Raw genomic sequence first — 12,491 nt, forward strand, 5'->3', positions numbered from 1 at the left:
ATGTTGCCCGGGGAGAGCGGTGGCCACGCCCGCGCCGCCGCCGCACACGGACCTGAGGGAGACCCCGCATGACCGACATGCCAGACACACCGCCCCCGCCGCCCCCCGCACCGGAGGCCCGCCCGCCACTCGGCGTGGGCGGCATCATCGGCGAGGCCTTCGGCATCCTCTCCCGCCGCTTCGTGGCCCTGGTGCTGCTGGCGCTGGTGCCGGTGCTGGTGGGCGCGGTGATCCAGTACGCCGTGCTGAGCCCGATGATGGTGATGGGCGAGCCCGGAAACCCCGAGGCGATGATGGAGAGCGGGGCGATCGGCTTCGGCATCGCGCTCAACTTCATCGTCGGCGTGCTGGTGCCCACCGTGGTCACCGCGCTGGTGGTGCAGGCGGCCTTCGACACCCGGCTGGGCCGGCCGCTGGAGATCGGCCGCTACGTGAACGGCACGCTCGCCAACATCCTGCCGCTGCTGGTGATGGGCTTTGCCGCCTCGATCGCGATCATGGTGCTGATGACCTTCCTGCTCGTCCCCGGCATCTGGCTGGCCGCGGTGCTCTGCGTCACGGTGCCGGCCATCGTGCTGGAGCGCGCCGGCTTCGGCGCCTTCGGCCGCAGCCAGCGGCTCACCAAGGAGTATCGCTGGCCGCTGGTGGGGCTGGGCGTGCTCACCTTCATCGTGGTGATGGTGTTCTCGCTCGTGCTCGAGGCCGGCCTGTCGCTGCTGCTCGGCGGCTCGCTGATGATGATGGGCTCGGCCGGGCTGATGACCGGCGCCCCGGCGGCGATCTACCTGCTCGCCAGCGCCGTGGTCGAGGCCGTGGCCACCGCCTTCTACTGCGTGGTGATCTCGCTCGCCTACGCGCGCTTGCGCGAGGTGAAGGAAGGCATGGCGACCGAAAGCCTGCTCGAGGTGTTCTGAGACATGCCCCCGGGGGCCCTCGGGCCCCCGGGGGCCCTCGGGCCCCCGGCCCGACATCACGGCGGGCCCTCGGGCCCCCGGCCCGACATAACGGCGGGCCCTCCGCCCCCCGGCCCGACATCACGCCGCCCCGCGCGGCACGCGACGCCCCGGCCGGACAGGCCGGGGCGTTTCGATTCGCCCTCAGTTTTCCCGAAATCCTACAGAATTCCTCCAGATTCTTATCAATTGGTTGACAGCTCGGCTCGAACAGGCGCCAGATCAGTCGAAATTAAGTAAAATCAATGAGGACCACCGAAATCTGAAGCAGGGAAGGAGTTTGTCCTGATGACGCAGGAGACTTTTGTCGTCGCTTTCGCGGGCGATGACATGAATGTCGTCGACTATGCCGCAGAGCGTGCAGCCAAGGCCGGAGCGAAGCTTCACCTCGTTCATGTTCTCGAATGGTCTCCCTACAGTTTCCTGACACCGGAGGAACTCGAACAGCGTCACGTCCGACGACGGAACGAACTGGCCCGTGCCCAGGGCGCGGTGATCGACCCGGTGCTCAAGACCCTCGCGGAGCGGGAGATCCCGGCCTCGGGCGAGATCCGCTACGGTTCCGTGGTCGACCTCGTGATCGATACGGCGAAATCGACCGGCGCGACGATGATCTTCGTCGGGCGCACCACCTCCTCCTCGATGAGCGCGCGGGTTTTCGGAACCGTTTCGCTCGGGCTGGCGCAGGCCGCGCCGGTGCCCACGGTCATCGTTCCATGACGCGCCCAGACGCCGGAGATACAGGCATGATCAAGACATTTCTCGCGTCCCTCGCGGCGCTGCTCTCGTTTCTCGTGGCCCCCGCCGCCTTCGCGCAGGAGGATGCGGGCGGTATCGACGCCACCATCAGCGCCGTGGTCGGAACGGTCACCGGGCCTTTCGTGAGCTTCATCTTCGCCCCGCTGCCGGGCACGAGCTTCCCGTGGATCGTGCTGTGGCTGGTGGTGGGCGCCACGATCTTCACCCTCTATTTCGGCTTCGTGCAGTTCCGCGCCTTCGGCCATGCCATCGCCCTGGTGAAGGGCGACTACTCCGACCCCAACGACGCGGGCGAGGTGAGCCATTTCCAGGCGCTCGCCACCGCGCTCTCGGGCACGGTGGGGCTGGGCAACATCGCCGGCGTGGCGGTGGCCGTGGGCATCGGCGGGCCGGGGGCCACCTTCTGGATGATCCTCGCCGGGCTTCTGGGCATGGCCTCCAAGTTCACCGAGTGCACCCTGGGCGTGAAGTTCCGCAACGAATACGCCGACGGCACCGTCTCCGGCGGGCCGATGTACTATCTCACCAAGGGCATGCAGGAGCGCGGCTACGCCATGCTGGGCCGGGTGCTGGCGGTGCTCTTCGCCATCTTCTGCATCCTCGGTTCCTGGGGCGGCGGCAACATGTTCCAGGCCAACCAGGCGCATGCGCAGCTGGTCAACATCACCGGCGGCGAGGGCAGCTTCCTCTCCGGCAACGGCTGGATCACCGGGGTGGTGATGGCGCTGATCGTCTTCGGGGTGATCGTGGGCGGCATCAAGTCCATCGCGCAGGTCACCGAGAAGATCGTGCCCTTCATGGCGGTGATCTACGTGGGCGCGGCGGTGATCATCCTGATCGGCAACGCGAGCCAGATCCCCTGGGCCTTCGGGCAGATCTTCGAGGGCGCCTTCACCGGGCTCGGTATCGCCGGCGGGCTCGCGGGGGCGCTGATCCAGGGCTTCCGGCGCGCGGCCTTCTCCAACGAGGCCGGCGTGGGCTCGGCGGCCATCGCCCACTCGGCGGTGCGCACCAAGGAGCCGATCACCGAGGGCTATGTCTCGCTGCTCGAGCCCTTCATCGACACGGTGGTGATCTGCACCATGACCGCGCTCGTGATCGTCATCACCGGCGTGCTGAACCAGGACCCGGAAACCGGGCTCTACATCTGGGACGAGGCGGCCGGCTCCATCGCCACGGCGGACGGCTCCTCCGGCGTCGAGCTCACCTCGCTCGCCTTCGGCACCACCATCAGCTGGTTTCCCTACGTGCTCGCCATTGCCGTGGTGCTCTTCGCCTTCTCCACGATGATCTCGTGGTCCTACTACGGGCTGAAGGCCTGGACCTATCTCTTCGGCGAGGGCAAGGCGGCGGAACTGGTCTACAAGCTGCTCTTCTGCCTGTTCGTGATCCTCGGCGCGGCGATGAGCCTCGGCCCGGTGATCGACTTCTCCGACGCGGCGATCTTCGCCATGGCGGTGGTGAACATCATCGGCCTCTACTTCCTGATGCCGATCGTGAAGCGGGAGATGCACTCCTACATGGCGCGGCTGAAGTCCGGCGAAATCCGGAAATTCAAGCATTGAGCCTGCTGCCCGCCCCGGCGACACGGGGCGGGCATACCGGGCGCAGGCCCCGGGCCGGAGCCGTGCCCGCCGGGAAAGGATTGCGGACGGAGCCGTGATTCGCGATGCATGGGCAAATGGTTAATGCATCGTTTTCGATATTAGAAATTTCGGATAGTTGCATGCGCGCTTTATGGGCGCACTCCGTGCCATCAGCCCATATTTTCATCATGACGTCGGATTTCGCCGCTTTCCGGTCGCCCGCCGTCAAAATTCTTTGACGCTTCAAGCGTTGCACATTCCAGTTTGGCCCGAACGGATCTCCCATTTCGAAAGGGCCCACCGACATGACCAAGCTGAGCCGCCGCCGTTTTCTCCAGTCCTCCGCCGCCGTTGCGGCCGGCAGCGTGGCGCTGCCCTTCGCGGGGCTTGCCCAGGATGACGCGATCCTGGTGGGCGGGCTGCACGACCTCTCCGGCGGGCTCGACACCAGCGGCATCCCTATGAGCCAGATCTTCGAGCTGGCGCTCAAGGAGATCAACGACACCGGCGGCCTGCTGGGCCGGCAGGTGAAACCGGTGATCTACGACCCGCAGTCCAACATGTCGCTCTATTCGCAGTATGCCACGCAGCTGGCGCTGAAGGACAAGGTGGCCGTGGTGCACGGCGGCATCACCTCCGCCAGCCGCGAGACCATCCGCCCGATCTTCCACCGCTTCAAGACGCTCTACTTCTACAACACGCTCTACGAGGGCGGGGTGTGCGACCGCAACGAGATCACCCTCGGCACCACGCCCGCGCAGACGGTGGAGAAGCTCATCCCCTACGTGATGAACCTCTGGGGCAAGAAGGTCTACACCGTGGCGGCCGACTACAACTACGGCCACATCACCGCCGCCTGGTTCAAGCGCTACGTGGAGGAGAACGGCGGCGAGGTGGTGGAGACCGAGTTCTTCCCCCTCGACGTCACGCAGTTCGGCTCGACCATCGCCAAGATCCAGGCCGCCGCACCGGACATCGTGCTCTCGGCCATGGTGGGCACCGGGCATTTCGGCTTCTACCGCCAGTGGGCCGCCGCCGGCATGAAGAGCCGCATCCCGATGGCCTCGACCACCTTCGGCGCCGGCGGCTCGGAGCCGATCATCATGACGCCCGAGGAGGGCGACGGCATCATCACCTCCTTCGGCTACTACCCCACCATCGACACGCCCGCCAACATCGCCTGGAAGGAGAAGATCGCCGCGGCCTATCCCTCCAACACCCCGGTGCTCTCCGAGCTTGCCGAGGTGACCTGGGAGGGCGTGATGATCTGGGCCGACGCGGTGCGCGAGGCCGGCACGCTCGACCGCGAGCCGATCCTCGAGGTGCTGGAGAGCGGCAAGACCTACGACATGCCCGCCGGCAAGGTGTCGATCGACCCGCTCACCCACCACGCCATCCGCGACGTCTACATCGCCGACCTGAAGGACCACGAGTTCATCATCAAGGAGAAGTACGAGCAGGTGCCGCCCGCCGACACCCAGATGGTCTGCAACCTCGAGGAAGATCCGGACGCCAACGTGCACCACGAGATCAGCCTGAACTGAGGAGCACTCCCATGGACTACACGATCATCGTCGTGATCGAGATCCTCCGCGCCATCTCCTGGCTGGTGCTGCTGGCCGCGGGGCTGGGCATCATCTTCGGCATGATGCGGGTGATCAACTTCGCCCATGGCGAGTTCCTCATGCTGGGCGGCTACACGGTGATCATGTCGACCAAGGCCGGGGTGAACATCTGGTTTGCCATGCTGGTGCTGGCGCCGCTGTGCGTGGGGCTGTTCGGGGTGCTGGTGGAGCGGCTGGTGATCCGCTTCCTCTACGGCCGCATCCTCGACAGCCTGCTGGCCACATGGGGGCTGAGCCTGCTGATGATCGGCGGGGTCACCCTCATCTTCGGCAACACGGTGGAGGGCGTCTCCACCCCGCTCGGCGCGGTGGACATCGGGGCCTATTCCATCCCGGCCTACAATTTCGTGCTCATCTTCTTCGCGGCGCTGTTCATGGTGGCGATCTGGGGGGTGATGAAGTTCACCCGCGCCGGCCTCATCGCCCGGGCCACCATGCAGAACCCCGCGATGGCCGAGGCGCTCGGCATCCGCACCACCTGGGTCTACATGGCCACATTCGGCATCGGCTCGGCGGTCACCGGGCTTGCCGGCGGGCTGCTGGCGCCGCTCACCGGCGTGGTGCCCACCATGGGGGTGAACTTCGTCGGCCAGAGCTTCATCACCGTCATCACCGGCGGGGCCTCGATGATCGCCGGCACGCTCTCGGCCTCCACCCTGCTGGGCTCGATCTCCCAGGGCATGACCATCCTCACCGGGCCCGTCTACGGCGACGCCGCCCTGCTGCTCGCCGCCCTCGTGCTGCTGCGCCTGCTGCCGCAGGGCATCACGGGCCGCATCTTCACCCGCTCTCTCTGAGGACCGCCACACATGGAAAAACCCGTCGCCAAGGACCCGGGCTTCTACATCATGGTGCTCATCGGGCTCCTGATCATGTTCGGCGCGCCGATCTGGTTCGATCTCTTCGCCATCATGCAGGTCACGCAATACGTGGTGCTCTCGGTCTACGCGCTGTCGCTGGCCTACATCTGGGGGTTCGGGGGCATCCTGAGCTTCGGCCAGTCCTGCTTCTTCGGGCTCGGCGCCTACACCTTCGCCGTCTCCTCGATCAACATCGGCGAGACCACCTTTCCCTTCATCCTGAGCTTCGTGCTGCCGGCGGCCTTCGGCGCGGCGCTGGGCTACTTCATGTTCTACGGCCGGCTGTCGGACGTCTATCTCGGCGTGGTGACCATGGTGGTGACGCTGATCTTCTGGAAGATCATCAACCACACCGCCGGCCCGGAATATTCCATCGGCGATGCGCGACTGGGCGGGTTCAACGGCATCCCCTCCATCCCGATCCTCAACATGCCGGGCGACCCCGACGCCTGGCTCGACCCCGCGCAGATGTTCAAGTTCTTCATGTTCCTGCTCATCGTGGTCTATATCGGCCTGCGCGTGCTCATCGCCTCGGATTTCGGCCGCGTCTCGGTGGGCATCCGCGAGAACGAGACCCGCTCCTCGCTGCTGGGCTACGACGTGCGCCGCCACAAGGTGATCATCTTCGCCATCGGCTCCGGCATCGCCGGCATGGCGGGGGCGATGTGGGCCACCTACCAGACCTTCATCGACCCCAACGCCTTCAGCCTCGAGATGTCCGCCAAGGCGCTGATCTGGGTGATGGCGGGCGGCGTGGGCACGCTGGCGGGGCCGATCCTGGGGGTGATCCTGCTGCAATGGCTGTCGCTCAAGCTCGGCACCCTGCAGTTCCTCAACAACTTCGTCATCCTGGGCGCGATCCTGATGGTGCTCGTGCTCGCCCTGCCGCGCGGGCTGGTGCCCTCGGTGAAGCACTGGGCGCTCACCGGCTGGGAGATGTTCCGCCGCCGCGAGCGCGCCGCCCCGCCCGCAAAGGAGGTCACTTCCGATGTCTGATGCAGACGATCACAAGGTGATCCGCACCACCGGCCTCACCATGCGCTTCGGCGGCGTGACCGCGGTGGACCACGTGGATTTCGCGCTCAACGAGGGCGAGCTGCGCTGCCTGCTCGGCCCCAACGGCGCGGGCAAGAGCACCTTCTTCAAGTGCCTCACCGGGCAGCTCACCCCCACCGAGGGCGTGGTCGAGTTTCGCGGCCAGCCCATCACCGGCTGGCTCACGCATGACATCGTGAAGCTCGGCATCGGCATCAAGACCCAGGTGCCGAACCTGTTCAACGGCCTCTCGGCCTACGAGAATGTGCGGCTCTCGGCCCGGCGCAAGCATCTCGCGCCCATGGCCCGGCAGAAGGCCGAGGAGATGCTGGAGAAATGCGGCGTCACCGACCTTGCGAAGCGCGAGGTGGGCCTGCTCGCCCATGGCCAGCGCCAGCTCGTGGAGCTCGCGATGGTGCTGGCGGGCGAGCCCTCCCTCGTGCTGCTCGACGAGCCCGCGGCCGGCATGACCGGCGACGAGCGTGACCGCCTCGCGCGGCTGGTGCTGGAGCTGTCGCGCAACGCCTCGGTGATCGTGGTCGAGCATGACATGGCCTTCATCCGCCAGATCGCGAAACAGGTGACCGTGTTCAACCGCGGCGCCATCTTCCGCGAGGCGCCGATCGACGAGATCATGCGCGACCGCGCGGTTCAGGAAATCTACCTGGGGAAACAGGCCGATGTCGCTGCTTGAAGTCCGCTCGCTGAAAGCCTCCTACGGGGTGGTGCCCGCGCTGCACCGGGTCGATTTCCGCGCCGAGGCGGGCGAGGTCGTCGGCATCCTCGGGCACAACGGCATGGGCAAGACCACGCTGCTGCGCGCCATCATGGGCTACGTGAGGGTGACCGGCGGGGAGATCTCCTTCGACGGGGCGGACATCCGCCCCCTCTCGGTCAACGCGCGCGCCCGCGCCGGGCTCGGCCTCGTGCCGCAGGGGCGGGAGATCTTCCCCAACCTCTCGGTGGAGGACAACCTGATGGTCGGCATCGCCGCCCAGCGGGCCGAGGCGGGCCCGGTGCTGGCCGAGATCCTCGAGCTCTTCCCCCGCCTCAAGCGCCTGATGGACCGCCGCGGCGGCGCCCTTTCGGGCGGCGAGCAGCAGCTCCTCGCGCTCGCCCGCTGCCTGTGCCGCCGCCCCAAGCTGATGCTGCTCGACGAGCCGACCGAGGGCATCCAGCCTTCGATCATCGACGAGATCTCCGACACGCTGAAGGTGCTCACCGCCCGGCAGGACATCACCATCGTCCTCGTGGAGCAGAACCTCGATTTCATCACCGGTCTCTCCGACCGGGTCTATGCCATCGCCAACGGGGTGCTCGACAGCGAGATCCCCCGCGACCGGCTGACCGACCCGCAGGCGGTGAGCGAATTCATGGGCTTCGCCGCCTGAGGCCCCCGGCCTCGCGGCTCATCGTCACCCCGCCCCGTCCCGGGCGGGCCGGATACGGCTTGCCCGCGCGCAGGCCACCAGAAGGGAGTAACACCATGGCCGTCAAGGCACCCACCGACACCCAGCTCGCCGATATCGCCGAGAGCCTCGGGCTCAACCTCAGCCCCGAGGACGTCTCCTCCTTCAAGGGGCTGATGGCGGGCTATGTCGAGGCCTACAACCTCGTCGACCGCACGCCCGACGCCCTGCCGGTGGTGAAGTATCCCCGCACCCCCGGCACCCGCCCCGCGGCGGCCGACAACCCGCTCAACGCCTGGTACGTGCAGAGCACGGTCGAGGGGGCGGCCACCGGCAAGCTCAAGGGCAAGACCGTGGCGCTGAAGGACAACGTGATGCTCGCCGGCGTGCCGATGATGAACGGTTCCTCGACCCTCGAGGGCTACGTGCCCGACGTGGACGCGACCATCGTCACGCGGATGCTCGACGCGGGCGCGACCATCCTCGGCAAGGCGCAGTGCGAGTGTTTCTGCCTCTCGGGCGGCAGCCACACCGGCGCGCAGGGGCCGGTGCACAACCCCCACAAGATGGGGTTCTCGGCGGGTGGCTCCTCCTCGGGTTCCGCGGCGCTGGTGGGCGCCGGCGCGGTCGACATGGCGATCGGCGGCGACCAGGGCGGCTCGATCCGCATGCCGTCCTCCTATTGCGGCACGGTGGGCATGAAGGGCACCCACGGCCTCGTGCCCTACACCGGCGTGATGCCCATCGAGATCTACATCGACCATACCGGCCCGATCACCTCCACCGTGGCCGACAACGCCCTGCTGCTCGAGGTCCTCGCCGGGCCCGACGGCTATGACAGCCGCCAGATCGGCGCGAAGACCGCCCCCTACACCGAGGCGCTCGGCAAGGGTGCGTCGGGCCTGAAGATCGGCGTGCTGAAGGAAGGCTTCGGCCATGCGGTGAGCGAGGCGGCGGTGGACGCAAAGGTCCGCGAGGCGGCGGAGCGCTTCAAGGGGCTCGGCGCCACGGTCGAGGAGGTGTCGATACCGATGCATCTCTTCGGCGCCGCGCTCTGGGCGCCCATCGGCCTCGAGGGCCTGACCCAGACCATGATGCTGGGTGACGGCTACGGTGTCTCCCGCCAGGATCTCTACGTCACCGGCCTGATGGACTTCCACCGCGGCTGGCGCGAGCGGGCGGACGAGCTCTCCGAAACCCTCAAGCTCTGCATGCTCTTCGGCGCCTACGTGGACCAGGCCTATGGCAAGCGCTTCTACGGCAAGGCGGTGAACCTCTGCGCCACGCTGCGCGCCGCCTATGACGCGGTGCTCGCCGATTACGACATGCTGCTGATGCCCACCACCCCGATGAAGGCCACGCCCCTTCCCGGCCCCGACGCCAGCCGCGAGGAATACGTGACCCGCGCCTTCGAGATGCTGGCCAATACCTCGCCCTTCGACATCTCCCACCACCCGGCGCTCTCGATCCCCTGCGGCATGGTCGACGGCCTGCCGGTGGGCCTGCAGCTCGTCGGCAAGTTCTGGGACGAGGCCACGCTCTACCAGGCCGCCGATGCCTTCGAGGGGCTCGGCGACTGGAAGAGCTTCTGAGGAGACACGCGATGGTCATGCCCATTCACCCCACCGAGGCGGAGATCGCCGATATCGGCGCCTCCTTCGGCGCTGCCTACTCGGCCGGCGACACGGCCTTCCTGAAGGAGGCGCTGGGCGGTTTCGTCGACGCGGCCAATGCCACCATGCGCCTGCCCGATAACCTGCCGGAGGTGCGCTACCCGCGCACCCCCGGCTATCAGCCGGGCCCGGCGGAAAACCCGCTCAATGCCTGGTACGTGAAGTCGGAGATCCCCGGCGCTCCCGAGGGCCCGCTCAAGGGCAAGACCGTGGTGCTGAAGGACAATGTTCTCGTGGCCGGCATGCGCTGCATGAACGGCGCGGGGCTGATGGAGGGCTATGTGCCCGAGGTCGACGCCACGGTCGTCACCCGGCTGCTCGACGCGGGCGCGACGGTGCTCGGCAAGGCGCATTGCGAGTATTTCTGCCTCTCCGGCTCCAGCCACACCGGCGATTTCGGCCATGTGCTGAACCCGGTGAACCCCGCCCATTCCGCCGGCGGCTCCTCCTCGGGCTCCGGCGCGCTGGTGGCCACGGGCGAGGCCGATCTTGCCATCGGCGGCGACCAGGGCGGCTCCATCCGCATGCCGGCCTCCTTCTGCGGCATCGTCGGGCTGAAGCCCACGCATTCGCTGGTGCCCTATTCCGGCATCATGTCGATGGAGGTCACCATCGACCACACCGGCCCGATGACCCGCACCGTGGCCGACAACGCCGCGATGCTCGAGGCCATCGCCGGCCCCGACGGCTGGGACATGCGCCAGGGCGTGGTCACCACCCACCCCTATTCCGACTTCGTGGAAAAGGGCGCCGAGGGGCTGAAGATCGGCATCGTGAAGGAAGGCTTCGGCCGCCCGGAGAGCGACTCGGAGGTCGACGCCTGCGTGCGCGGCGCGGCGGAGAAGCTCGCCGCCCTCGGCGCCGTGGTCGAGGAGATCTCGCTGCCCGCGCATGACGAGATCGCCACCTTCTTCATGCCGATGATCGCGGAAGGCATGGTGCGGCAGTTCACCTTCGGCCAGGGGCTGGGCTCCGGCGCGTCGGGCTTCTACCCGCCCTCGCTGATCGAGAAGTACAATGCCATCGCCCGGCGGGCGGACGAGTTTCCCGACACGGTGAACGCGATGACCGTCTTCGGCACCTGGGTGATGCAGAAGTTCGGCGGGCGCATCTATGCCAAGGGCCAGAACCTGCGCCCGCTCTACGCCCGGAAATACGCCGAGGTCTTCGCGAAATACGACCTCCTGCTGATGCCCACCACCGCGCATGCGGCGCCCGAGCTGCCCGCTCCGGGCACGTCGCGGATGGATTTCCTCACCCATGCCTGGACCATGCTCGGCAACACCTCGCCCTACGATTACACCGGCCACCCGGCGATGAGCCTGCCCTGCGGCATGACCTCGAAGGGCCTGCCGGTGGGGCTGCAGCTCGTGGCGGAGAAGTTCAACGAGCCGGCGATCTACCGCGCCGCCGGCGCATTCGAGGCGAGCCATGACTGGAAGAGCCTCTGAGCCCCTGCTGCTCACCGGCATCCTCGGCCATGCCCGGGATGCGGGCCTGCATGAGCGCCTGCACGCGATGGAGCATCGCGGCGAGGTGGAGGTCATCGCCATCCCCGCGGCGGAGGCGGCGCGCCGCCGCCTGCGCGCGCTGACCGATCGGGGGCGCGACTGCGCCATCGCCCTCGACCGCCCGGCCCGCCTCTCCGATGGCGCGGTGCTGCATCTCTCCGAGGGGCTCGCCATCGTGGCGCGCATCGACAGCGGCCCGCGGCTGCGCCTGCGCCCCGCCTCGGTGGAGGCGGCGCTGCGCCTCGGCCATTGCTGCGGCAACCTGCACTGGAAGGTGAATTTCGCCGGCGACGTGCTTGAGGTGGTGCTCGACGGCCCGCGCGAGGCCTGTCTCGAACGCCTGCGCGATGTCGCGGCCTATGCCCCCTTCGAGGTGCTCGGAGACGGCGCGTGAGCGGCGGGGCGGGGGAGCTCCCGGCGCTGCTCCTCGCGCTGCGGCTGGGCGACAGCGGCTTTCCCGGCGGCGGCTTCGCCTTTTCCTGGGGGCTGGAGACCGCCCTGCGCGACGGGCGGACCGACCGTCGGGCCCTCGGCGACTGGATCGGCTCCGAGATCGACCTGCGCTGGGTGCCCTTCGACGCCCCGGCGCTGGCCGGCGGCTGGCGCGCCTCCGGTGCAGCCGCGCTGGCGGACTGGGCGGCGCGGGTCGACGAATGCCACTGGGCCGAGGCGCCGCGCCGCGCCTCGCACGAGGCGGGGATGGCGCTGCTCACCGCCACCGCCGCCATGGCGCTGCCCTCCGCCGCCGCCCTGCGCGAGGCGGCCGCCACGGGGCGGCTCCGGGCGCACCTGCCGGTCATGCAGGGCGCGCTCTGGCGGGCGGCGGGGCTCGACCTGCCCACGGCGCTGGCCCTCTCGGGGCTCGGCGCGGCGCGCGGGCTCGCCTCGGCCGCGGTGCGGCTCGGGGCGCTGGGCGCCATCGGGGCGCAGGCGCTCATCGCCGGGCTGGAGCCGCGCATCGCCCGCGCCGCCGCCGGCCCGCCGCCCGAAGGCGCGCTGCCCGAGGGCTTTCCGGCGGTCTCGGACGTGGCGCTGCTGCGCCCGGCCCCGGACCGGCTGTTCGTGAACTGAAGGAGCAGG

At 68.3% G+C, this 12,491-nt stretch carries 12 protein-coding genes; all 12 read left to right on the forward strand.

Annotated elements, in window-relative coordinates; all coding sequences use genetic code 11:
* Nucleotides 1-68 precede the first annotated feature (68 nt).
* Nucleotides 69-914, forward strand: a complete 846-nt coding sequence (locus tag D3P35_RS02710) for a hypothetical protein (RefSeq protein ID WP_118132924.1) — start codon at nt 69-71, stop codon at nt 912-914.
* Between the two features lie 327 nt (nt 915-1,241).
* The gene (locus D3P35_RS02715) at nt 1,242-1,673 is read left to right on the forward strand and encodes a universal stress protein (protein WP_118132925.1); all 432 of its coding nucleotides are present in this window, start codon (nt 1,242-1,244) and stop codon (nt 1,671-1,673) included.
* A 26-nt stretch (nt 1,674-1,699) separates the two neighbouring features.
* Nucleotides 1,700-3,277, forward strand: a complete 1,578-nt coding sequence (locus D3P35_RS02720; protein ID WP_118132926.1) for a sodium:alanine symporter family protein — start codon at nt 1,700-1,702, stop codon at nt 3,275-3,277.
* 326 nt (nt 3,278-3,603) lie between these two features.
* Nucleotides 3,604-4,842: a transporter substrate-binding protein gene (locus tag D3P35_RS02725; protein WP_118132927.1), complete on the forward strand. Its 1,239-nt coding sequence runs from the start codon at nt 3,604-3,606 to the stop codon at nt 4,840-4,842.
* Between the two features lie 11 nt (nt 4,843-4,853).
* A complete protein-coding gene (locus D3P35_RS02730) occupies nt 4,854-5,720 on the forward strand; it encodes a branched-chain amino acid ABC transporter permease (RefSeq protein WP_118132928.1) in 867 nt (288 codons plus the stop codon).
* A 12-nt stretch (nt 5,721-5,732) separates the two neighbouring features.
* The gene (locus tag D3P35_RS02735) at nt 5,733-6,779 is read left to right on the forward strand and encodes an urea ABC transporter (protein ID WP_118132929.1); all 1,047 of its coding nucleotides are present in this window, start codon (nt 5,733-5,735) and stop codon (nt 6,777-6,779) included.
* On the forward strand, nt 6,772-7,512 hold the full coding sequence (locus D3P35_RS02740; RefSeq protein WP_118132930.1) for an ABC transporter ATP-binding protein: 741 nt from the start codon (nt 6,772-6,774) through the stop codon (nt 7,510-7,512). Before D3P35_RS02735 ends, D3P35_RS02740 begins: the two co-directional genes overlap by 8 nt.
* Entirely contained in the window at nt 7,499-8,209 is a 711-nt protein-coding gene (locus D3P35_RS02745) for an ABC transporter ATP-binding protein (protein ID WP_118132931.1), read from the forward strand. Before D3P35_RS02740 ends, D3P35_RS02745 begins: the two co-directional genes overlap by 14 nt.
* 95 nt (nt 8,210-8,304) lie before the next feature.
* Nucleotides 8,305-9,819, forward strand: coding sequence for an amidase (locus D3P35_RS02750; protein WP_118132932.1), 1,515 nt, complete (start codon nt 8,305-8,307; stop codon nt 9,817-9,819).
* Between the two features lie 11 nt (nt 9,820-9,830).
* Entirely contained in the window at nt 9,831-11,351 is a 1,521-nt protein-coding gene (locus D3P35_RS02755; protein ID WP_232830345.1) for an amidase, read from the forward strand.
* Nucleotides 11,332-11,805: an urease accessory protein UreE gene (locus tag D3P35_RS02760; protein ID WP_118132933.1), complete on the forward strand. Its 474-nt coding sequence runs from the start codon at nt 11,332-11,334 to the stop codon at nt 11,803-11,805. The genes D3P35_RS02755 and D3P35_RS02760 overlap by 20 nt, the downstream gene beginning before the upstream one ends.
* The gene (locus tag D3P35_RS02765) at nt 11,802-12,482 is read left to right on the forward strand and encodes an urease accessory protein UreF (protein ID WP_118132934.1); all 681 of its coding nucleotides are present in this window, start codon (nt 11,802-11,804) and stop codon (nt 12,480-12,482) included. Before D3P35_RS02760 ends, D3P35_RS02765 begins: the two co-directional genes overlap by 4 nt.
* Nucleotides 12,483-12,491: the final 9 nt, after the last annotated feature.

Origin of the sequence: Oceanicella sp. SM1341 (assembly GCF_003448965.1) — a bacterium.
Lineage (GTDB): Bacteria > Pseudomonadota > Alphaproteobacteria > Rhodobacterales > Rhodobacteraceae > Paroceanicella.

What these genes read in the sequence shown, in the direction of transcription:
- D3P35_RS02750 (WP_118132932.1), top strand. Translation starts at nt 8,305, where the DNA reads ATGGCCGTCAAGGCACCCACCGACACCCAGCTCGCCGATATCGCCGAG.
- D3P35_RS02730 (WP_118132928.1), top strand. Translation starts at nt 4,854, where the DNA reads ATGGACTACACGATCATCGTCGTGATCGAGATCCTCCGCGCCATCTCC.
- D3P35_RS02760 (WP_118132933.1), top strand. Translation starts at nt 11,332, where the DNA reads ATGACTGGAAGAGCCTCTGAGCCCCTGCTGCTCACCGGCATCCTCGGC.
- D3P35_RS02755 (WP_232830345.1), top strand. Translation starts at nt 9,831, where the DNA reads ATGGTCATGCCCATTCACCCCACCGAGGCGGAGATCGCCGATATCGGC.
- D3P35_RS02735 (WP_118132929.1), top strand. Translation starts at nt 5,733, where the DNA reads ATGGAAAAACCCGTCGCCAAGGACCCGGGCTTCTACATCATGGTGCTC.
- D3P35_RS02725 (WP_118132927.1), top strand. Translation starts at nt 3,604, where the DNA reads ATGACCAAGCTGAGCCGCCGCCGTTTTCTCCAGTCCTCCGCCGCCGTT.
- D3P35_RS02715 (WP_118132925.1), top strand. Translation starts at nt 1,242, where the DNA reads ATGACGCAGGAGACTTTTGTCGTCGCTTTCGCGGGCGATGACATGAAT.
- D3P35_RS02740 (WP_118132930.1), top strand. Translation starts at nt 6,772, where the DNA reads ATGTCTGATGCAGACGATCACAAGGTGATCCGCACCACCGGCCTCACC.
- D3P35_RS02720 (WP_118132926.1), top strand. Translation starts at nt 1,700, where the DNA reads ATGATCAAGACATTTCTCGCGTCCCTCGCGGCGCTGCTCTCGTTTCTC.
- D3P35_RS02710 (WP_118132924.1), top strand. Translation starts at nt 69, where the DNA reads ATGACCGACATGCCAGACACACCGCCCCCGCCGCCCCCCGCACCGGAG.
- D3P35_RS02745 (WP_118132931.1), top strand. Translation starts at nt 7,499, where the DNA reads ATGTCGCTGCTTGAAGTCCGCTCGCTGAAAGCCTCCTACGGGGTGGTG.